This window comes from Massilia niabensis, assembly GCF_042655085.1.
In the GTDB taxonomy this organism is placed as follows: domain Bacteria; phylum Pseudomonadota; class Gammaproteobacteria; order Burkholderiales; family Burkholderiaceae_D; genus Telluria; species Telluria niabensis.
The window spans coordinates 342,962-363,263 of the sequence record NZ_JBHSMU010000015.1; the positions used below are offsets into that span (position 1 = coordinate 342,962).

Here is a 20,302-nt window from a genome sequence, read left to right on the forward strand (position 1 = left end):
TGCGGCGCTTGTGCCAGATACTTAGGCCGGCGGCGCCGTGCCCGCCGCACCTGTGTGCCGCGGCAAATAAATGCTGATGGTCGTGCCTTCCCCGGGCACGCTGGCGATGCGGATGTGGCCGCCGCTCTGCTTGACGAAACCATGCGCCATCGACAGCCCGAGGCCGGTGCCCTTGCCTTCGGGCTTGGTCGTGAAGAAGGGCTCGAAGGCGCGCTCGATGACTTCGGGCGGCATCCCTTCGCCGGTGTCGGAGACGGCAATCAGCACGTACTCGCCCGGATCGATTTCCGGATCGGCCAGGGCAGCGATGCTGGCGGCATCGAGGTTGCCCAGCGTGATGCTGACCTTGCCGGCGCCCTCCATGGCGTCGCGCGCATTGATGACCAGGTTCAGGATCACGTTCTCGAGCTGGTTCGGGTCGACCAGCGTGTTCCACAAGCCATCCCGGCGCGCCAGTTCGATCGCGATCGACTCGCCGGCGGCGCGCTGCAGCAGGCTGTCCATGCGCTCGAGCAGGTCGCCGACGTTCACCACGCTCGGGTGCAGCGGCTGGCGCCGGGCAAAGGCGAGCAGCTGCGCCGACAGTTTCGAGCCGCGCTCCACCGCGTCGAGGATATTGCGCAGGCGCTTTTCCGCGTTGTTGCCGGACCTGAGCATCAGTTGCACATTCGCGCTAATGATGTGCAGGATGTTGTTGAAATCGTGCACCACCCCGCCGGTCAGCTTGCCGACCGCTTCCAGCTTTTGCGAGCGCGCCAGCGCCGTGCGCGCTTCGTCCAGCCGCGCCCGGCGCAAGCCTTCGCGCGCCTCGGCCTCGCGTCGCGGCGTGATGTCGCGGACAAAAGCGCTGGCGCCATGGCCGACGTCGGCGGGCAGGGCGGCGGCGACGATCTCGACCGGGACAAGGTGGCCGTCGCGGTGGCGCGCCACGGTCTCGGCCGGCTCGCCCATTACCAGCGGGCCGCCCTCGCACGCGAATTGCGCAAAGCCGCGCTCGTGCGCCGCGCAGGTGTTCGGCGGCACCAGCAATTCGCCGATCTCGCGTCCCAGCGCCTCGGCCTCGCTCCAGCCGAACAGTTTCACGGCTTGCGGGTTCCAGTCGGTCACGCGGCCTTCGCCATCGATGGCGATGAAGGCGTCGTAGGTGTTGCGCAGGATGACGTCCATGCGCCTGCGCCCGGCCTCGTTGCGCTCGTACGACTGGCGCAGCTCCAGCGTCATCGCGCGCGCCAGCTGCATTGCACGCCGGCGCTCGCTCGCGAGCAGCCAGACGACCAGGCTGAGCAGAAATGCGAGGACCACGCCGGTGATGGCGATGATGCGCGGGCGGTGGGTGTCGCGCTTGGCCTCGAAGGTCGGCGACGAGGCAATGTCGAGCGTCCATTGGCGGCCCGAAATCGTCAGGGGCAGGGTTTGCCGGAACAGCGGGCGGCGCCACGCGGTGGCGTCCTGCGAGCGAAACAGCAAGGCATCGGGATCGGGACGCGCGCCGTCGTAGACGGCGACCTGCAGGTCGGCCGCATGGGTGCCGCCGACGCCGCGCATCAGGTCGGCCATCCGGAAGGGCGCATACACCCAGCCGACGATCGCGGCGCGGCGCTGCTCGCCCGTCGTCGTCGGCATGCCGGAACGATACACCGGCACGTACATCAGGAAACCCGGCTGGGCATTGCGGCCCTCCTGCAGCAGCACCACCTTGCCCGACAGGGCCGCGGCGCCGCTGTCGCGCGCGGCATTCATCGCCGCGCGGCGCACCGGCTCGCCATACATGTCGTAGCCGAAGGCGCGCAGGTTGCGGCCGGCGAAGGGCTCGATATGCGTGATCGCCGTGTAGACCTCGCGCGTCGCCTCGGGTGTTACCCGGTAGTCGGTGAAGCCCTGCCGGCGTACCGCTGCCTCGTGCGCCGCCAGCTGCTGGCGCGGGATGATGCTGGCCACGCCGAGCGCCTCGATGCCGGGGAAATGTTCCTGCAAATTCTGGATCTGGAAATAATCGGCGAACTCGCGCCGGCTGACGTCGACCCGCCCGCGCATGAAGCCCCGCGTGCCGCGCAGCACCTGCTCGTAGACCGCCATCCGGCGCACCATGTTGGTGGCGAGGTCGCGTGCCCGGTACTCGAACTGGGCGGCGAGGTCGGCGTCCTCGTCGCGCCGCGCGCCGTTCCAGGCGCCCCATGTAATTGCCAGCGACACCAAAAAAACCGTTCCGGCCAGCACCAGGGGCCCCCATCCCCGGTCGGCAGGTGAGCCGGGGATGGGGCGGGTCTCGTCGGGTTCTGGACGCTGCATGTAGTTTGTAGTCGTAGGCGGCGCTGGCCGCGGCGATAGTGGAGGGCTGGGCCGGGCGTTCCCTGGAGAGCGGCTGGAACGCCAAGCATACCGGGCGATCCTGCTCCGGGGCGCACGGATGGGTGCTCTCCTGGCACGGATGCCACCGTTTCACAGCGCTATGATCGCAGGGTGACGCCCGCTGCCGCCGAAGCGCCGGTGCTACAATCGCCCCTCGAATGAACCCATCCTTTTCCATCCTTGGCCACCGCCCGTTTCCCGCCCTGGCCGGCGCCGCGCTGCTGGTGCTGCTGTGGGCCGCGCTGGCGCCCCTGCGCGAACCGAGCCACGAGCGCAACTTCACCTTCCCGCGCATGCAAGACGGCCAGCGCTCCCTCGCGCTGCCGCGCGAGCTGCGCCTGACCCTCGGCGTGCAGGACGTCCTGCTGCTGCGCAACCTCGACCGCAAGCCGCACGTGTTCGGCCCCTTGCAACTGCGTCCCGGCCAGGAAGTGCGCCTGCCGTTCGAGCAGGCGGGGACCTTCCCCTATGCCTGTCCGGACGTGGCCGGCGGCACGCTGCTGGTGCACGTCGTGCCCCTGCCTGACCCCGGCTGGGAGCGCCTGCGATGGCGCCTCGGCGGCTTCGGCCAGGCGCTGCGCACGCTGCCGCTGGTCTCGCCGCAGGATTAGGAAGGAAGACCGCCCTGCGCAGGGGCTGGCTCGCCACCCCCTGCGCAGGGCAATCGTGCTGCGGTCCGGGGTGCGATTCTGTCATGATGGGGCATGGCCACGATTTCCCTTCCATTGTTCCCATTGAGCACGGTGCTGTTCCCGGACGGGGTACTGCCGCTGCAGGTGTTCGAGGCGCGCTACCTCGACATGGTGAGCCGCTGCCTGACCGAGGACACCCCGTTCGGTGTGGTCCTGCTCACCCAGGGACACGAAGTGCGTACCCGTACGACCGAGCCCGAACGCTTTGTCGAAGGCGGCACCCTGGCTACCGTGTGCGACACCGCCGCCACCACGCCGGGCCTGCTGCAGGTGGTCTGCCGCGGCGGCGCCCGCTTCGAAGTCAAATCGTCGCAGCAGCGCCTGAACGGCTTGTGGATGGCCGAGGTCGAACTGGTCGAAGACGACCATCCGGTGCGCATCCCGTCCGAACTGCAGGGCGCCTCCGATGCGCTCGACCGCGTCCTGGCGTCCCTGCACGACGTGCCGCAGGAGCGCTGGCCGGTGCAGCCGCCTTTCCGGCTGGAAGATTGCGGCTGGGTCGCCAACCGCTGGTGTGAACTGCTGCCGCTGCCGAACAGTCAAAAGCACAATATGCTCATGCTCGACAATCCCGTGATCCGGCTCGAGTTGCTGCACGACGTGCTGGATGAACATGGCTTGATTACTTCCTAGCGGCCCTGCCATGAAATTTTCTGACGAACTCCTGGTTGCTTTCGTCAACGGCGAACTGGCCGAGCCGGCCCGTGCCGCCGTCGAACGCGCGGTCCGCGCCGACCCCGCCATTGCCGCGCGCGTTGCCGGCCACCGCGCCCGGCGCAGCCGCGTCTACGGCGTGGTCGCGGGCGGGTGCGACGGCGGCCACACGCAGGCGCATGGTTGCGCCACCGGGGCCAAGATCGTGCAGCTCGACATCGTGCGCGCGGCCCGCAACGCGCCCTTGCCGCCGCATCTGGCAGCACATTTGCCGGCGCACTTGCCGCAGTCCGTGGCGCCCCCCGAGCCGTCCTGGACGCGCCGCCATGCGCTGGCCGTCACCGCGGCACTCGTGGGCGGCGTGCTGCTTGGCGGCTTCGGCTGGCATGCCTGGCAGGGCGAAGCGGAACTGGCCTCTCTCAGCGGCGGCGACGGCGCCCTCGTGGCCCAGGGCCACCTGGCCACGGCGCTGAGCGCGCAGCTCGCCAGCCCCGGGCCATCGGGGCGGGTGCGCATCGGCATCAGTTTCCTGGCCAAGGACGGCAAATACTGCCGCAGCTTCGTGATGGACACGACGGCCGGCCTCGCCTGCCGCGACGGCGCCCAATGGAAGATCCCGGTGCTGGCCCAGGGCGCCGCCGGCACGGCCTGGCTGGACGGCAGCGTGCTGCCGCCGGCGGTACTCGACGCCGTCGACGCCCGCATTGCCGGCACGCCCCTGAACAACGCGGCCGAGCGCGCCGCGCAGGCGCGTGGGTGGAAGCGGGGAGGGTAGGGCTGAGCGCAAGCACCCGCCACCCTCCGGCGCGCATGATTCCATATACAGTGCGATGGTTTTCAGGTAACCTTGAGGGTGATATCTTGTATCTCTACGCTTGCGCCCCCATTTGCTGGCGCAGCGTGCCCACCGGGCCGGCCCCCAGCCGTACCCAAGTTGTGCCCCAGTTAGCGGCCAGCCCGCCCTTCCAGGAGTTGTCAACATCGGCCACGCCTGCTGGATCAGGCCTGTCGAGGCGACGCTTCCGCGTAGAGCAATTGATTTAATGCCCGGAAAGAATAATGTCTGAAACACCGATGAACAACGACGCTGCGGCAGTGCCGGACGTCGCGACGCCGAGCCCTATCGAACCTACCGTGTGCTTTGCCGATTTCGGCCTGGCACCGGAAATCCTGCGTGCCCTCACGGACCAGGGCTACGTCCATCCGACCCCGATCCAGGCCCAGGCGATTCCCGTCGTGCTGCAGGGCCGCGACGTCATGGGCGCCGCCCAGACCGGTACTGGCAAGACCGCCGGCTTCTCGCTGCCGATCATCCAGCTGTTGCTGGCCCATGCCAGCAGCAGCATGTCGCCGGCGCGCCACCCGGTGCGCGCGCTGATCCTGACGCCGACCCGCGAACTGGCGGTGCAGGTGGCCGAGAACGTCAAGGCCTACGCCCAGCACACCCCGCTGCGTTCGACCGTCGTGTTCGGCGGCATGGACATGAAGGGCCAGACCGTCATCCTGAAAGGCGGCGTCGAGATCGTGATCGCGACCCCGGGCCGCCTGCTCGACCATATCGAGCAGAAGAACGTCAGCCTCGGTCAGGTGCAGATGCTGGTGATGGACGAAGCGGACCGCATGCTCGACATGGGCTTCCTGCCGGATTTGCAGCGCATCATCAACCTGCTGCCGAAGAAGCGCCAGAACCTGATGTTCTCGGCTACGTTCTCGCCGGAGATCAAAAAGCTGGCCAACAGCTTCCTGCAGCAGCCGGTGCTGATCGAAGTGGCGCGCAGCAACGCCACCGCCGAGAAGGTCACCCAAATCGTCTACAAGGTCGACGAAGAGCAGAAGCGCGACGTCGTCGAATTCCTGATCCGCCAGCGCGAACTGAAGCAGGTGATCATCTTCTCGAACACCAAGATCGGCGCCTCGCGCCTGTCGCGCCACCTCGAGCAGACCGGCATCAAGGCCTCCGCCATCCACGGCGACAAGACCCAGCAGGAACGCATGGCCGCGCTGGAAGCGTTCAAGCAGGGCGAGATCGAAGTGCTGGTGGCGACCGACGTCGCCGCGCGCGGCCTCGACATTTCCGACCTGCCGTGCGTGATCAATTACGACCTGCCGTACAACGCCGAGGATTACGTGCACCGCATCGGCCGTACCGGCCGCGCCGGCGCTTCCGGAGACGCGCTGTCGGTGTATTCGGACAAGGACGAGCGCCTGCTGGCCGATATCGAAAAGCTGATCAAGCAGGACATCACCCGCGGCGAACTGACGGGCTTTGCGCCGCGCACGCGCGGACGCGACTCAGAACGAGGCGAGCGCAGTGAGCGTCCGCAACGCGGCGAGCGCGTGGAACGTGGCGGCGAGCGCAGCGAGCGCCCGCCGCGCCGTTTCGAGGGTGAAGCCCGCCCTGAGCGCCCCGCGCGCAGCTATGGCGCCGGTCCGCTGCCGCGCCGCGAGAAGGTCGACCCGTGGTTCCTGAAGCCTTACGAGCCGGCCAATGCGCCGCGCCGCGAAGCTGCTGCCACGGACACCTCGAACGGTCCTGCCAAGCCGAAGCAGAAAATCGCCGCCTTGCTGGGCGGGCTGCCGAAGCCGGCGCAGTCCTGAGCCAACCCGGCGTCGTTCAGCGGGATCCGGCCCGTCCCGCACCCGGCAGGATGGCCCGCACCCGCGACAGCAGCTCTTCCTGCCGGTAGGGTTTGCTGAGGATGTCGAGCCGCTGCGCCTGCGAGGCCGGCGGCAGCTCGTCCATGTAGCCGGTCGTGATCAGGATCGGCGTATCGGGCCGCCGCTGGCGCACCTGGTCCGCCAGTTGCAGTCCGTTCATCCCGCCCGGCATCAGCACATCCGTAAACACCAGGTCGATCGCGTCGCCCTCTTCCAGCAGCGCCAGGGCCTGTTCGCCGCTCGGCGCCGACACGACGGTGTAGCCGGCCGCGCCCAGCATGCTTTCCGCCAGTTGACGCACGTCCTCGTTGTCTTCGACCACGAGGATACGCGGCTTGCCGCCTTCGCCCTCTTCAGGCGGCGGGACGGAGGCGGTCTCATCATCGGGCGTGCGCACGGCTTCGCGCACGCCATCCACCGGGAAGATCATCCGTACCCGCGTGCCGCGGCCCGGCGTGCTCTCGATCTCGAGGCGGCCGCGCGACTGCTGCACGAAACCATGCACCATGGCCAGCCCGAGGCCGGTGCCGGGACCCTTGGTGGTGAAGAAGGGTTCGGTGGCGCGCCGCGCCACTTCCGGCGTCATGCCTTCGCCTTCGTCGGCGATGCAGACGGCGACATAGCCGCCGCCCGGCGCGGCTGCCTTGTCGAGGACGACGGTGCTGACACGCACCTGGCCGCCCTCGGGCATGGCGTCGCGCGCGTTGATCACGACGTTGAGCACGGCCATTTCGAGGTGGGTCGGGTCGAGCGTGCAGTAGGGCAGGCCGGGTTTCAGGTCGAGGTGCAGTTCGATGCGCTCGCCCAGGGTACGCACCAGCATTTCCGAAAATTCGACGAGCAGCGCATTCAGGTTGACCCGGCGCGGCTCGAGGCGCTGCTTGCGGGCGAAAGTCAGTAGCTGCTGGGTCAGCTTGCCGGCTTTCATGGACGCCCGCTGGGCGCGCCGGATCGGTTCGGCCGCGCGGTGAGCGGGGCCGAGGTTCGCCGGGCCGAGCGCCAGCAGCGCCAGTTCGAGGTTGCCGTTGATGACCTGCAGCAGGTTGTTGAAGTCATGGGCCATGCCGGCGGTCAGCTGGCCGATCGCTTCCATCTTCTGCGCCTGCACCGAGGATTGTTCGGAGAGGCGGCGCTGGGTGATGTCGAGCTGCGACGCAAAAAAGTACAGCAGCTTGCCTTCGTGGTCGAAGATCGGGCCGATGTACAGGCCGTTCCAGAACGGCGTGCCGTCGGCCTTGTAGTTCAGGATGTCGAGCGCCACCGCGCGGCGCTCGGCCAGCGCCTCGCGGATTTCGCGCACCGTGTCCGGGCTGGTCTCGGGGCCCTGCAGCATGCGGCAGTTGCGCCCAATGACGTCCTGTTCCTGGTACAGCGTGAGGTCGAGGAAGGCGCGGTTGGCGAACACGATCGGGTTGTCAGGCTGGCGCGGGTCGGTGACGACCATCGGCATGCGCGTCATTTCGACGGCGGCGAAGAAGATGTTGCCCCGGTCTTCCAGCCCGGCGTGGTCGATATAGCCGGCCTGCCAGTGCTTCATGCCCGGATTGCCGAGCGGATTGTAGGCGCTACCGTCGAGCTGGCCCTCGGCAGGCACGCCGACACTCTCGCCGTCGCCCTGCACGTCGAGTGGCTTGCCTGCGCTTTCTTCGGGGTTGGAGCCGGTTGCCATCGTTGATCCTCTGGAATGATGGGCGCACGGCGGGGGCGCCGCGTGCGACATGATGGCTGCATCATAGAGTCATGCCGGGAGGGTGACTGTGCGTCGCCACACCGAAGTGCGATCCGGGCCGCCGTGCCTGATCCGGCTTCCAGCTCAGTAGTATAATTTCATGATTTTTTCCCTCGCAGAGCCACAAGCACGCAACATGAAGAGCCACGATATGCTGTCCGAGCAACTCCCCCGCACGCACGCGGCAGCAGCAGCAAGCGCGGCTGCCGCCGACCCGGCATACGCGTCCCGGGCCGGCGTGCCCGGCCAGCCATCGCTGGCGATATTCGTTGCGGCCTTTCTCTACCTGTTCGTGCCGACGGTCATTGTCCTGGTCGGTTTCCAGCCATGGAAAATCGCCGCGCCCGTCGCTGTCGCCGCCGCCGCCTGCCTCTGGTGGCTGGCCCTGGCGCTGCGGGGGCAAGCGCGTGTCCCGTACGCCCGGCTGCAAGATACCTGGCCTTTCCTGGCGATGGCGGCCTGTTTCGTCTGGTTATCTGGTGTCCTGCCGCCTTTTGCGGAAACCTATGACTGGTACAAGCACTACGCCTTGTTCAACGAACTGATCGACCAGGCCTGGCCCGCAGCGGTCCCGAACGGCGGCGAGCTCTCGACGCTGCGCTACTCCCTCAGCTACTATGCCTTGCCTGCCATCGTGGCCAAATTCGCCGGGCATGCCTGGCTCGGGCCCGCAAATTTCGTCTGGACGACCCTCGGGCTGTACCTCGCCCTGGTCATCGCCTTCCATGCGCAAGCGCAGTCGGTGGTCTCGCGCTTCCAGCTCTGCGCCGTGTTTCTTCTGTTTAGCGGCGCCGATATCGTCGGCAGGTACGTGACCGGCCACGTGCATCCGGTACCGATGCATTTTGAATGGTGGGCCACGTTCGGCCAGCTGTCCTCTTCGACGACGAGCCTGTTCTGGACTCCCCAGCATGCCATTTCGGCCTGGCTCGGCACCTTCCTGATACTGCGCTTTCCCCAGCGCGCGCTCCAGTGCGGCGGCGTGCTCGTCGCGGCGATCGCCGTCTGGTCTCCGTTCAGCGCGATCGGGATCGTTCCTGTCTTTATCTGGGCCATCTTCAAGAACGGATGGCGCCACATCTTCACCTGGATGAACCTGCTGATTGCCCCCGTCCTGCTGGGCGTGGCCGGGTACTTCCTGACCCGGGGCTCGGCCGGTATTCCGGCCGGCTTCATCTGGACGGCGGTCGGTTTCAGCCCGGGCATCTGGGTTGTTTTCCTGGTCCTGGAGTTCGCGGCGGTGGCCGGCGCGCTGTACCTGGTCGAACGGCGCAATGTGGCCCTGATCATTGCCAGCGCCGGCTTCCTGGCGCTGCTTTCGCTGTTCAGCCTGGGCGCGTACAACGACCTGCTGATGCGCGCTTCGCTGCCGGCGCTGGCGATCCTGGCGGCCTTGTCGGCAATGGCGGTCGCCTGCGCGCCCAGTACGGCGCGCAAGACGCCACTGGTGATCTGCCTCGTGCTCGGGCTGGTCACGCCGCTGGGCGAAATCATGCGGGCAATCGTGGGGGAGCGGGTGCCGAAGAGCGAGACACTGTGGATCAACGATATCTTCAGCGGCACGGGCCAGTTTTTGGCCCCGCAATACCTTGCCCCCGGCTTCGATGGGGCGCTATGGCGCACGCCCGTGCTGGAGCTGGCGGGGACGACGTTCACGGGCTTTGGCGAAGGCATGGTGGACCCTGTGCGCAAGCGTATCGAATCGGCAAGCTTTACCGATGCGGCCCTGGTCGCCAGGCCGATTACCCTGCCGCAGGGAACCTACGAAGTCGAGATCGTGCTCGACCTGGACGTGGCGGCCGACAAGGAAAGCGGGCATGCCGCACACCTCTCGATTCACGGTCAGCAACTGCTCGCCAGGATCGGCAACACCGCGGGCAGGGGCCTTGCCTTCCGCGGATACTTCCGTACCAAAGGCGAGCCTGTCCAGCTCTCGTTCGGGCTGGGCGGATGGGCCAAGGGGAAGGGCTTCGTCGAGCTGAAGAAACTCACGATCAGCTCGGTTTCCACCGGCGGGCGCTAGGCGCGCAGCGGAGCGCCACCCGCGCCGGCCACGATTCTGTAATGGCGGGAGTGTCGGCCAACTGCTATGATCTATGGTCGAGCAGAACAGACAAGAAAATGATGGATCACAGGCACTTATTCGAACATAACCTGGCCGGGAAGAAGGTGCTGGTCACCGGTCACACCGGCTTTACTGGCGGATGGGCTTGCCTATGGCTGAAGTCGATCGGCGCGCTCGTCCACGGCTTTTCGCTGGCGCCGGAAACCACGCCCTCGCTCTTCGAGGCGGTCGGTCTTGCGAACGACGTGCCGACCACGTTCGGCGACATCTGCGATCTTGACCTACTCACCGACGCGGTGCGCGCCTTCGAACCCGACCTGATCCTGCACCTGGCCGCCCAGCCGCTGGTGCGCCGCTCCTACCGTGAGCCCGTGTCCACCTTTGCCGTGAACGCGCAGGGCACTGCCCATGTGCTGGAGGCGGCGCGCTCGGTCAAGAGCGTGCGCGGCGTGGTCTGCGTTACCACCGACAAGGTGTACAAGAACAACGAATGGGACTGGCCCTACCGCGAGAACGACCCGTTGGGCGGCAAGGACCCGTACAGCGCCTCGAAGGCGGCCGCTGAAATGGTGATCCAGAGCTATGCGGCCTCCTATCCCTGGTCGGAAGGCAAGGGGCCGGCCATCGCCACTGCGCGGGGCGGCAATATCATCGGCGGCGGCGACTGGTCGGAGGACCGCCTCATTCCCGACTTCGTGCGCGCGCTCGTCGATGGCGGAACGATGACCCTGCGCTATCCCGACGCCACGCGCCCCTGGCAGCACGTGCTGGCGCTGGTGCATGGCTACCTGATGCTGCTCGCCGGACTCGTGTCGGACTCGCCCGGGCGCTACGCCCGCGCCTGGAACCTGGGCCCGCAGGACCCGAAACACCATTCGGTGCGCGACGTGCTCGAATTGCTCGCGGCGCACTGGTCGCGGCCGCAGCTCGACTACATGGACAACCCGCTGCCGGAAGCCGGCGCGCTCGCCCTCGACAGTTCGCTGGCGCGCAACCAGCTGGGCTGGCAGCCCGTCTGGGATACCGAACAGGTGGTGGCCGAAACGGCTGCCTGGTACCGCGACTACTACGCCAATCCGGTTGCCGCGCGCGACATCACGCTGCGCCAGATCGCGTCCTGGCGCGGGGGCATCGGCGCATGAAGTTGATCGTCGGCGGCCGGGGACGCCTTGGCCAGGCGCTCGTGCGTGCCTATGGCGCGCACGAGGTGCGCTGCCTCGACCGCGCCGTCTACGCGGACTGGGCCGCACCAGGCGGTGCCGAACAGGCCCGTGATTTCTTCGCGCCCTGGGCCGGCAGCGCTGCGACCGTCTTCGTGACCTCCGGTGTCCTCGATCCGAAGCTGCTTCCCGCCGAACACCAGCAGGTCAACTTCGACCTGCCGGCGGCCGTGATCGCCGGTGCCGGCGCCCACGGCCTGCGCGTCCTTACCTTCGGCACCGTCATGGAATGCCTGCTGGCGCAGCAAAATCCGTATGTGCGCAGCAAGGCTGCACTGGGCCAGCATGTGGCGGACCTGGCCGCGCGGGGCGCCGCGGTCGCGCACGTGCGGGTGCACACGCTGTTCGGCGGCGGCCCGCCCAGCCCCTTCATGTTCCTGGGACAAATGCTGACGGCCCTGCAACAACGGCAGCCGTTTAACATGACCCTCGGCAAGCAATTGCGCGAATACCACCATATCGACGACGAAGCACGCGCCATTCGCCTGCTCGACGATGCCGGTGTGTGCGGCGTGCTCGAGCTGAGCCATGGCGAACCCCTCACCCTGGCTGAACTGGCCGGCACGGTGTTTTCCAGCTTCGGCGCGCAGGAGCTGTTGCGCCTCGGCGGCATCCCCGAGCCGGCCGAAGAAAATTTCGCGACGGTGTTCGCCCGCCACCCGCTGCTGCCCCCCGCGGCTTACCGGCCGGCGCTGCCCGCCATTGTTGACTACCTCAAGGCCTGCGGCGTGCGGCCGCCCGCCCCATGACCTCGCATTGCCACGACACGTGAAGAAGCCCCTGATTTCCATTACGATCCCGGTACTCAACGAATCCGGGAATCTCGACGCCCTGTATGCCAGGCTCGACGCCCTCGGGCGCACGATGCAGGACAAGTGCGACCTTGAATTCGTTTTCTCGGATAACCATTCCGACGACACGACCTGGGCCATGCTGTCCCGGCTTGCGGAGCGCGACCCGCGCGTGCGCGCCATCCGGTTCTCGCGCAACGTCGGTTTCCAGCGTTCGATCCTGGCCAACTACCTGCATACCCGGGGCGATGCCGTGATGCAGATCGACGCCGACCTGCAGGACCCGCCGGAAATGCTCGAAACCTTCTTCGACCTCTGGCAGCAGGGCTACCAGGTGATCTACGGGATTCGCCGCAAGCGGCCCGAGTCCTGGCTGCTGCGCAACTTCCGCAAGCTGGGCTACTGGGTGATCGACACGATCAGCGAGCACCCGATTCCGCGCGACGTCGGCGACTTCCGCCTGGTCGACCGCAAGGTGATCGAGGCCGTGGCCAAGACCCGGACCTCGAGCCCCTACCTGCGCGGCATGATTGCGGGGATGGGCTTCAACCAGACCGGCGTTGTCTACGACCGCGACGCCCGCGTTGCCGGCGAGAGCAAGTTCAACATGTCGCGCCTCGTGCGCCTCGGCCTGACCGCCGTGTTCAACCACTCGGTCGTGCCGCTGCGCGCCGCGTCCTTCCTGGGCCTGCTGATCCTGGCGATCAGCTTGCTGGGCAGTATCTATTACGTCGCGCTGCGCCTGCTGCACCCGGAGTTGCCGCAGGGCCTGGCGAGCATCCATATCCTGGTCCTGTTCGGCATCGGCCTCAATTCCTTTTTCCTCGGGATTATCGGCGAGTACCTGCTGCGGATTTACATCGTGGTACGCAATGAGCCGGTCGCCATCGTCCAGCAAAGCCTGAATTTCACTCCGTCCGAACTCAAACTCTAGAACAGGTTGATATGAAAGCAGTTATTCTCGCGGGCGGCCTGGGCACCCGGATTTCCGAAGAGTCCGACACCAAGCCGAAACCCATGGTGGAAGTGGGCGGCAAGCCCCTGCTGTGGCATATCATGAAGAACTATGCCCATCACGGCATCAATGACTTCGTGATCTGCCTCGGCTACAAGGGCTATGTCATCAAGGAATTCTTCTTCAATTACTACCGCCACCTGTCGGACATGCGCATCGACCTGCGCACCGGCGAGCACACCATCCTGAACAGCCATTCCGAAGACTGGCGCATCACCCTGGTCGACACCGGTCCCGACACGATGACCGGCGGGCGCCTGCGCCGCGTCGCCCCATTCCTCGACGACGAAACCTTCTGCATGACCTATGGCGACGGCCTGTCGGACATCGATATCGGCGCCGAGCTGGCATTCCACCGTGCCCACGGCAAACTGGCAACGGTCGCCGCCGTGCAGCCGCCGGGCCGTTTCGGCGTGCTCAACATCGACAGCCAGTTCGCGGTCTCGAGTTTCGAGGAAAAGCCGAGCGACGAAATCGGCTGGATCAATGGCGGCTTCTTCGTGCTCGAACCGGGGGCGATCGACTATATCGAGGGCGACGGCACTTCGTGGGAGCGCGCGCCGCTGGCCAACCTCGCGACCGAAGGGCAACTGTCCGCCTTCCAGCACACCGGTTTCTGGCAACCCTGCGACACGCTGCGCGACAAACGCGAACTCGAGGCCCTGTGGGCGACGGGCAAGGCCCCGTGGCGCGTCTGGACTGGCGAATGAGTGATGTGGCACCGCCGCGCAAGGGCGGATGGATGAAGCATGTGTTCGGCATCGTGGTCACGCTGCTGTGCGTGGCCCTGATCGCGAGCCGGGTCAATGGCGCTGAGCTGCTCGACGCGATTGAACATTTTTACTGGCCCTACCTGGGGCTGGGCATCGCCTGCCTGGCGGCGGGCTACTGCCTGCGCGTGCTGCGCTGGTCGCTCATGCTGCGCGCGGCCGGGGCCCTGGTGCATTTCCGCAATTGCGTGGCGCCCTTCCTCGGATCGATCGCACTGAACAACGTCCTGCCCTTGCGCATGGGCGACCTGGTGCGCGCGCTGGTGTTTCCGGCGGCGATGGGCATCAGCCGCACCACGGCAACGAGCAGCCTCGTCATGGAGCGCCTGATTGACCTGATGACCTTGCTGTGCAGCCTGGCCATCGGCCTGCTGGCGATCCGCAGCGCCGCCATCGATCCCTTGCTGGTCCAGTCGGCGCAGACCATGGCCGTGCTGGGCGGGGCGGCGCTGACGCTGTGCTTCCTGTTCAGCGGCCGGCTGGCGTCCTGGCTGCGCTCGCTGCCGCAGGCGCAGAAGGGGAGCGGGCGCCTGGCCGCGCCGCTGGCCACCGGCGCTGACCTGCTGCAAGGCTTCGACGCGATGTCGCGTCCGCGCGTGCTGTCGCTGACGCTGCTCATCTCGATGCTGGTCTGGGTCTGCGAGTCGGGCCTGTTTTACTTTGTCATGCTCGGCTGCGGCGTAGCGGCCAGTGCGCCGGCGGCGCTGCTGGTGATGGCCATTGCAACGCTCTCGACCCTGGTTCCTTCCTCGCCCGGCTATGTCGGGCCGTTTCACCTGGCGGCCTTCACCGCCGTGGCGCTGGTCGGCGGTACGACCGCCCAGGCCGGCAGCTATGCGGTACTGGTCCACCTCGCGCTGTGGGGCGCCACGACGGTCGCCGGCGCGCTGGCGGTGTGGTCGCGTCCAGAATTGTTCCGCGCGGCCCGCCGCGCACCATCGGCAGCAATGCCTCTCAACTGAATACCGAATGTTTATGAATGAATACGATGTAGTAGTGGTGGGTGGCGGCTTCACCGGCCTGACGGCAGCCTGGGCCCTTGCCCGCGAGGGCAAGCGTGTCTGCGTGCTCGAAGCCGACACCACCCCGGGCGGCCTTGGCGGCACCTTCCAGTTCCCCGATGGCGTAACGCTGGAGAAGTTCTACCACCACTGGTTCAACAACGACCTGTACGTGCCGGAGCTGGTGAAGGAGCTGGGCATGGAGGGCGACGTGATCCTGCTGCCCACGCGCACCGGCATGTACTTCAACGGCCGCATGTGGAAGCTGTCGACCCCGCTCGACCTGCTGCGCTTCAAGGCACTCTCGCTGGTCGACCGCATCCGCCTCGGCCTGCTGGTGTTCCAGGTGCGCCGGATCAAGGACTGGAAGTCGATCGAACACCTGAGCATCCGCGAATGGCTCGAAGGGCTGTGCGGCAAGAAGGTCTACAAGGTGGTATGGGAGCCTTTGATCACCTCCAAGTTCTCGGTCTTCGCCGAAGCCGTCAACGCCGTGTGGATGTGGAAGAAGCTGGTCCTGCGCGGCAGCACCCGCAACGACAAGGGCGGCGAGGAACTGGCCTATTTCAAGGGCGGCTTCGGGCGCCTGGCCGAAGCGCTGGTCGCATCGATCCGCGCCAACGGCGGCGAAGTGCGCTACAGCGCGCCGGTGACCGGCATGCGCACCGAAGGGCGCCAGGTGACGGCGCTGTCGACCCCGGCCGGCGAAGTGCGCGGCAAGCGCTACCTGTTCACGCCCGCGTTCCCGATCATTGCCGACCTGTTCGAGCCGCACGTCGCGCCCGAGTGGACCGCCAAGCTGCGCCGTGTGCGCTACCTGGGCAACATGTGCCTGGTCCTGCGCCTGAACCAGAGCCTGTCGGAAACCTACTGGCTCAACGTCAACGATCCGGGTTTCCCGTTCGTGGGCGTCATCGAGCACACCAACTTCGACAAGCCGGAAAACTACAAGGGATCGCACATTGCCTACCTGTCGCGCTACCTGGCCGTCGAGGATCCGGTCTGGGCCAAGACGGACGCCGAATACTTCGAATTCGCGCTCGGCTACCTGAAGCAGATGTTCCCGAAGTTCGACCGCAGTTGGGTGGTCGACTACGCGGTATGGCGCTCGGAGTACGCGCAGCCGGTCACGGAGCGCAATTATTCGCAGTACGTGCCGGGACAGGAAACGCCTTTCGATAACGCCCTCATCGCGACGATGGCGCAGATCTACCCGGAAGACCGCGGCACGAACTACGCCATTCGCGAAGGGCGCAAGGCCGCCAAGCTGCTGGCCTGACCGTGGTGTCCCGGAACGCGCCGATGCAGTCGTCCCTGTCGCGCAGCCAGGTGTTCCTGATGCTGTGCGCCGGTGCCGTGCTGGTCATCCTGAACCTCGATACCGGCACCAGCAATTCGATCGACTTGGCCCATCATTACGCGCTGGCCTTCCGGATTGCCCAGGACTGGCATTTGGCGCCCGGCGATATTACCCTGGGCGAGATGAACTTCTATCCGCGCCTGAGCCATGTCGGCGCGGCCGCCGTCGGCATGGTCCTGAACTCGACCTTCATGGGGATCCAGGTGACCGCGCTGGCCGCCGTCGCGCTGGTCTGGGGCGCGCTGATCTACATCCTGCACACGCTGCCGGCGCGGCTCGCCCTGGCCGCCACGGCGCTGCTGGCCGGCCTGCTGTGGGCCAACCAGGCGCTGCTGGGGCTCGATGTCCACGGTAGCGAGATCGTCGGCAACTTCTTCTATTCGCAACTGGTTGGCCAAGGGCTGACGCTGCTGGCCATGGCGGTAGCCATCCACCTCGAAGCGGCGCGTGGCCGCGTCCATGCGGCGGTCTTCCTCGTCGCGGCGATCTACGCCATCGCCGGCGTGCACCTGCTGCCCGCCCTCGAACTGCTGGGCATGCTGTGCGTGGTGCAGCTGCTGCAGGTGCTGGCCGCCGACCGCCCGTGGCGCGCGCGCGGACCGGCCATTGGTGCGGCGCTGCTGTGCATGGCCGCCGGCCTCGCCGCCGTACTGCTGAACCCGGCTTTCGCCGCCATGCGCAAGATTTCGGAAATCAACGGCAACCTGACCCTGGTGCTTGTGTCGGGCAAGACCGGCCTGGTCGTGCTGTCCCTGGCCGCCATCGCCGCCGCTGCCGTGCTGCTGCGGCTGTGGTACCGCGAGCGTGACACGGTGCGCGCGCTGAAGTTCCTGGGCGCCTATGGTGCCACCATCGCGCTGCTGTGCCTGCTGCAACTGGCACTGCTGCGCTTCGGCTTCGGTTCGGACTATGCGGTCAAGAAATACGCATTCGGCCTGACCAGCTTCCTGTTCGTGGCTGCCGCCGTGCTCGGCGCAAGGCTGGCGTTCGGGCCCCGCGGCGGCGCGCGCGCGCCGGGACCGTACGCGGGCATCGCGGCCACCGTCGTTCCGGTGGCGGCGCTGGCGATCGCTTTCGCCTGCTGCGCACGCTGGGCCAAGCTGACCGACACGTCCGACATCGTCGCCCTCGAGCGCCAGCTCGCCATCGTACAGGCCGGCCCTCTTGCCCCGGCGGCGGGCGGCAAGGCCAATGTCGTGGTCGACCTGCGCGACCAGCCATGGACGATCAATTACCTGTTCTCGATCGCGCTGGCGCGCACGCCGCGCGACCTGGCCATGCAGCGGGTGCTCGGCACCAACGACCTCGGCCCGCTCGACCAGTACGACACCATCCTCAGCTCGCGCGGCGCTTCGCGTTACGAGTTCGCAGGATGCGCCCGTCCCGGCTCGGGCCGCATCCTGCTGATCGACGCGGCCTGCACTGCCAAGGTGATCGCTGCGAGCAGCGCGTGCAAGCGCGTGGTCGACTTTTCCGAGCGCGGCGACATCGTGCCGAGCATGCTGCGCGGCTTCAGCTGGCCCCACCCCCAGGGGCGCTGGACCGACGGCCCGCGCGCCACCTTCTCCTGCGTGGCAGGGGAGCGCCATACGCGCGCCCGGATCGTGCTGGCTCCATACCTGGAACGGACGCACCAGCGCCAGCGCGTCGCTATCACGGTCAACGGCGGTGCGCCGGTGCAGTCCATTTTCGAGGGAGCCGTCGCGCCGCGCACGCTCGACCTGGCGCTGCCGCCGGTCGAACCGGGCACGACGCTGGAATTCGTCATCGAGACGCCGGACGCGGTCTCGCCGCAGCAACTGGGTGTCAACGGCGACGGGCGCCGGCTTGGCGTCGACGTGCGCACCCTGTCATTCGAATAGCAGTTTTGAGTCCATTGAATCCATGAATACATCGCTTTCCCATGCGGACGGCTGGCGCACTCCGGGCCGGGCCCAACGCATCATCCTGCTTGCTGCGTTCTGCCTGGTATGCCTGGCGCTGGTCGGGCGTTACCAGCTGTTCACCGGCTTCGACCTTCTCCCGGGCGACCGTTATGACGTCGTCATTTCGACCACGATCCTGGAACACTGGTACCTCTTCTTCACCGGCCAGGCCGACTGGTCCCAGGTCAATTATTTCTACCCCTACGCGCGCACGATCGCCCAGACCGACGCCTACTTCCTGATCGGGGTTGCCTATTTCCCGTTCCGCCTGGCCGGCTTCGACCCTTTCCTGGCTGCGGAACTGGCCAACTTCGCGGTGCGCGCCTGCGGGTTCGCGTTCTGCTACCTGCTGCTGCGGCGCGTGTTCGCGTTCCCGTTCTGGTGGGCCTTGCTGGCCGCGGGCCTGTTCACGCTCAGCAGCAACCTGGCCTCGCACAGTTCCCGTATCCAGCTGACCTCGGTGGCCTTCGCCCCGCTGATCGGCATGCTGCTATTCAATGCCATCAAGGGCTTCCTCGACGGAGATGCAAAGCGCTTCCGCCGCAACGGGGTGGCCGCCGGCCTCCTGTACGGCGCCTGGTGCCTCACCTGTTTCTATATCGCCTGGTTCTTCACCTACCTGTTCACCTTCGCCGCGGTCATCATGTTCATCTGGGCCGGCGCCGGTGTGCGCAGGCAGTTCGGGCGCCAGCTGGCGGCGCAATACGGGTCGGTGCTGGCCGTGCTGGCCGGCACCGCGGTGGGCATGGCGCCATTCGTGTATGCCTTCCTGCCGAAGTCGCGCGAAGTGGGCGTGCGCGCCTACGATTCGGTCATGGGCAATACCATCCCATGGCAGGACGTGCTGCAGGTGGGCACGGAGAATTTGATGTTCGGCCGCTTCTACAATTCCGTGCTGAAGCTGGTCTCGCCGTCCTACACGCCGGTCGGCGAATACGCGACGACCGGGTTTGCCCCGATCCTGTTCGTGCTGTTCATTGCCGGTTGCGTCCAGGCCATCCGCCAGGGCGCACAGCGCAAACTGGTCATCCTGCCGTCGCTGGCGCTCGCGACCCTGGTCACCTGGGGATTGGCGCTGCGCCTGGGCGACTATAGCGGCTGGTATTTCGTCTACCACCTGTTCCCGGGCGCCAAGGCCCTGAATGTGGTCGCCGCCTACCAGTTCTTCCTGGCCCTTCCGGTCGTGTTGTTCGCGGTGCGCTACCTCTCCACCCAACGCATGGGGCTGCCGATCGCGCTGCTGCTGGGAGCGCTTTTGGTGGCCGAAGAACTGACCAAGCCTTACCTGAACCTGGACCGTCATGCGGAAGTCGCTCGCCTCGCGCTGCCGCACGCGCCGCCGGCGCAATGCAAGGTGTTCTATGTTTCCGGCTGGGCAGGGCAGGACACGCTTGGCGGCTTCCCCGAACCCATCAACAACGGCTATGCGCACAATGTCACGGCCATGATGCTCGCGCAGTCGCTGGGCATGCCCACCGTCAACGGCGTGGCCTCGTTCAGCCCGAAAGACTGGGCATTCGGCGTGCCGAACCGGGAGGACTACGATGACCGCGTCTTGAATTACGCCCGCAAGCATGGTGTGCGCAACCTGTGCAAGTTGGACCTGAATGACAAGACCTGGCGCGTGATTGCTGACCACGACATCGCCAACGCGCCCGACCTGAACCACCGCTACTTCAAAAAGACGGACTGGCCGGGCACGATCGTGGCCGATGCCGGCCTCTCGTTTGCCGAGCCGTGGGGCGTGTGGTCCGACGGGGATACGGTCAAGTTCGAGTTTTCCGTGCCGTTCCCCGAACAATTCGAACTGCACCTGCAAGCCCATGCGTTCGGCAGGAACGCCGGGCAGCAATTCCTGGTGCAGGTCGGGGACGAGGTGCGCCGCTTCACGCTGGGCGCCCAGAACGAAGCGCGGGTGTTTGAGCTGAGCAATCCGAAGGGGGCAAAGACCCTGGTGTTCCGGGTGCCGGCGGCAGTCTCGCCAAAAGCACTGGGCATGAGCGACGATGCGCGCCGCCTGGGCATCGGCATCACCGGGATGCGCATCGTGCCGAAATAAGGCAGGGCGGGCGG

15 protein-coding genes are annotated in these 20,302 nt (G+C 66.8%); 13 read left to right on the forward strand and 2 right to left on the reverse strand.

The window, feature by feature from the left end; genetic code table 11:
* Positions 1–21: 21 nt before the first annotated feature.
* Entirely contained in the window at positions 22–2,289 is a 2,268-nt protein-coding gene (locus tag ACFPN5_RS16055; protein WP_379784762.1) for a CHASE domain-containing protein, read from the reverse strand.
* Positions 2,290–2,507: 218 nt separating this feature from the next.
* Between ACFPN5_RS16055 and ACFPN5_RS16060 the strand changes: the two genes are divergently transcribed.
* The 4 genes from ACFPN5_RS16060 to ACFPN5_RS16075 all read left to right on the forward strand — a co-directional run bounded on the left by ACFPN5_RS16060 (position 2,508) and on the right by ACFPN5_RS16075 (position 6,293).
* The gene (locus ACFPN5_RS16060; protein WP_379784763.1) at positions 2,508–2,960 is read left to right on the forward strand and encodes a cupredoxin domain-containing protein; all 453 of its coding nucleotides are present in this window, start codon (positions 2,508–2,510) and stop codon (positions 2,958–2,960) included.
* 93 nt (positions 2,961–3,053) lie between these two features.
* On the forward strand, positions 3,054–3,674 hold the full coding sequence (locus ACFPN5_RS16065) for an LON peptidase substrate-binding domain-containing protein (protein ID WP_379784764.1): 621 nt from the start codon (positions 3,054–3,056) through the stop codon (positions 3,672–3,674).
* A 10-nt stretch (positions 3,675–3,684) separates the two neighbouring features.
* A complete protein-coding gene (locus ACFPN5_RS16070; RefSeq protein WP_379784765.1) occupies positions 3,685–4,470 on the forward strand; it encodes an anti-sigma factor in 786 nt (261 codons plus the stop codon).
* 284 nt (positions 4,471–4,754) lie between these two features.
* Positions 4,755–6,293: a DEAD/DEAH box helicase gene (locus tag ACFPN5_RS16075; protein WP_379784766.1), complete on the forward strand. Its 1,539-nt coding sequence runs from the start codon at positions 4,755–4,757 to the stop codon at positions 6,291–6,293.
* Positions 6,294–6,309: 16 nt separating this feature from the next.
* Here ACFPN5_RS16075 and ACFPN5_RS16080 read toward each other — a convergent pair whose 3' ends face one another.
* Positions 6,310–8,022, reverse strand: coding sequence for a histidine kinase famiy protein (locus tag ACFPN5_RS16080; protein WP_379784767.1), 1,713 nt, complete (start codon positions 8,020–8,022; stop codon positions 6,310–6,312).
* Between the two features lie 196 nt (positions 8,023–8,218).
* Here ACFPN5_RS16080 and ACFPN5_RS16085 point away from each other — a divergent pair, with 196 nt between their 5' ends.
* From ACFPN5_RS16085 to ACFPN5_RS16125, 9 genes are all read left to right on the forward strand, one after another.
* On the forward strand, positions 8,219–10,105 hold the full coding sequence (locus ACFPN5_RS16085) for a hypothetical protein (protein ID WP_379784768.1): 1,887 nt from the start codon (positions 8,219–8,221) through the stop codon (positions 10,103–10,105).
* A 98-nt stretch (positions 10,106–10,203) separates the two neighbouring features.
* Entirely contained in the window at positions 10,204–11,289 is a 1,086-nt protein-coding gene (gene rfbG, locus ACFPN5_RS16090; protein ID WP_379784769.1) for a CDP-glucose 4,6-dehydratase, read from the forward strand.
* On the forward strand, positions 11,286–12,116 hold the full coding sequence (locus ACFPN5_RS16095) for an NAD-dependent epimerase/dehydratase family protein (protein WP_379784770.1): 831 nt from the start codon (positions 11,286–11,288) through the stop codon (positions 12,114–12,116). Before rfbG ends, ACFPN5_RS16095 begins: the two co-directional genes overlap by 4 nt.
* A 19-nt stretch (positions 12,117–12,135) precedes the next feature.
* Positions 12,136–13,092, forward strand: a complete 957-nt coding sequence (locus ACFPN5_RS16100; protein ID WP_379784771.1) for a glycosyltransferase family 2 protein — start codon at positions 12,136–12,138, stop codon at positions 13,090–13,092.
* 11 nt (positions 13,093–13,103) lie between these two features.
* Entirely contained in the window at positions 13,104–13,883 is a 780-nt protein-coding gene (rfbF, locus tag ACFPN5_RS16105) for a glucose-1-phosphate cytidylyltransferase (RefSeq protein WP_379784772.1), read from the forward strand.
* Positions 13,880–14,905, forward strand: a complete 1,026-nt coding sequence (locus ACFPN5_RS16110; protein ID WP_379784774.1) for a lysylphosphatidylglycerol synthase transmembrane domain-containing protein — start codon at positions 13,880–13,882, stop codon at positions 14,903–14,905. The genes rfbF and ACFPN5_RS16110 overlap by 4 nt, the downstream gene beginning before the upstream one ends.
* A 13-nt stretch (positions 14,906–14,918) precedes the next feature.
* The gene (locus ACFPN5_RS16115) at positions 14,919–16,223 is read left to right on the forward strand and encodes an NAD(P)/FAD-dependent oxidoreductase (RefSeq protein ID WP_379784776.1); all 1,305 of its coding nucleotides are present in this window, start codon (positions 14,919–14,921) and stop codon (positions 16,221–16,223) included.
* A 23-nt stretch (positions 16,224–16,246) separates the two neighbouring features.
* Positions 16,247–18,166, forward strand: a complete 1,920-nt coding sequence (locus tag ACFPN5_RS16120) for a hypothetical protein (RefSeq protein WP_379784777.1) — start codon at positions 16,247–16,249, stop codon at positions 18,164–18,166.
* A 22-nt stretch (positions 18,167–18,188) separates the two neighbouring features.
* On the forward strand, positions 18,189–20,288 hold the full coding sequence (locus tag ACFPN5_RS16125; protein WP_379784778.1) for a DUF7024 domain-containing protein: 2,100 nt from the start codon (positions 18,189–18,191) through the stop codon (positions 20,286–20,288).
* Positions 20,289–20,302 lie beyond the last annotated feature (14 nt).

Coding starts and splice junctions, on each gene's coding strand:
- ACFPN5_RS16110 (WP_379784774.1), top strand. CDS start 13,880: ATGAGTGATGTGGCACCGCCGCGCAAGGGCGGATGGATGAAGCATGTG.
- ACFPN5_RS16125 (WP_379784778.1), top strand. CDS start 18,189: ATGAATACATCGCTTTCCCATGCGGACGGCTGGCGCACTCCGGGCCGG.
- ACFPN5_RS16120 (WP_379784777.1), top strand. CDS start 16,247: ATGCAGTCGTCCCTGTCGCGCAGCCAGGTGTTCCTGATGCTGTGCGCC.
- ACFPN5_RS16060 (WP_379784763.1), top strand. CDS start 2,508: ATGAACCCATCCTTTTCCATCCTTGGCCACCGCCCGTTTCCCGCCCTG.
- ACFPN5_RS16070 (WP_379784765.1), top strand. CDS start 3,685: ATGAAATTTTCTGACGAACTCCTGGTTGCTTTCGTCAACGGCGAACTG.
- ACFPN5_RS16075 (WP_379784766.1), top strand. CDS start 4,755: ATGTCTGAAACACCGATGAACAACGACGCTGCGGCAGTGCCGGACGTC.
- ACFPN5_RS16095 (WP_379784770.1), top strand. CDS start 11,286: ATGAAGTTGATCGTCGGCGGCCGGGGACGCCTTGGCCAGGCGCTCGTG.
- ACFPN5_RS16115 (WP_379784776.1), top strand. CDS start 14,919: ATGAATGAATACGATGTAGTAGTGGTGGGTGGCGGCTTCACCGGCCTG.
- rfbF (WP_379784772.1), top strand. CDS start 13,104: ATGAAAGCAGTTATTCTCGCGGGCGGCCTGGGCACCCGGATTTCCGAA.
- ACFPN5_RS16080 (WP_379784767.1), bottom strand. CDS start 8,022: ATGGCAACCGGCTCCAACCCCGAAGAAAGCGCAGGCAAGCCACTCGAC.
- ACFPN5_RS16055 (WP_379784762.1), bottom strand. CDS start 2,289: ATGCAGCGTCCAGAACCCGACGAGACCCGCCCCATCCCCGGCTCACCT.
- ACFPN5_RS16065 (WP_379784764.1), top strand. CDS start 3,054: ATGGCCACGATTTCCCTTCCATTGTTCCCATTGAGCACGGTGCTGTTC.
- ACFPN5_RS16085 (WP_379784768.1), top strand. CDS start 8,219: ATGAAGAGCCACGATATGCTGTCCGAGCAACTCCCCCGCACGCACGCG.
- rfbG (WP_379784769.1), top strand. CDS start 10,204: ATGATGGATCACAGGCACTTATTCGAACATAACCTGGCCGGGAAGAAG.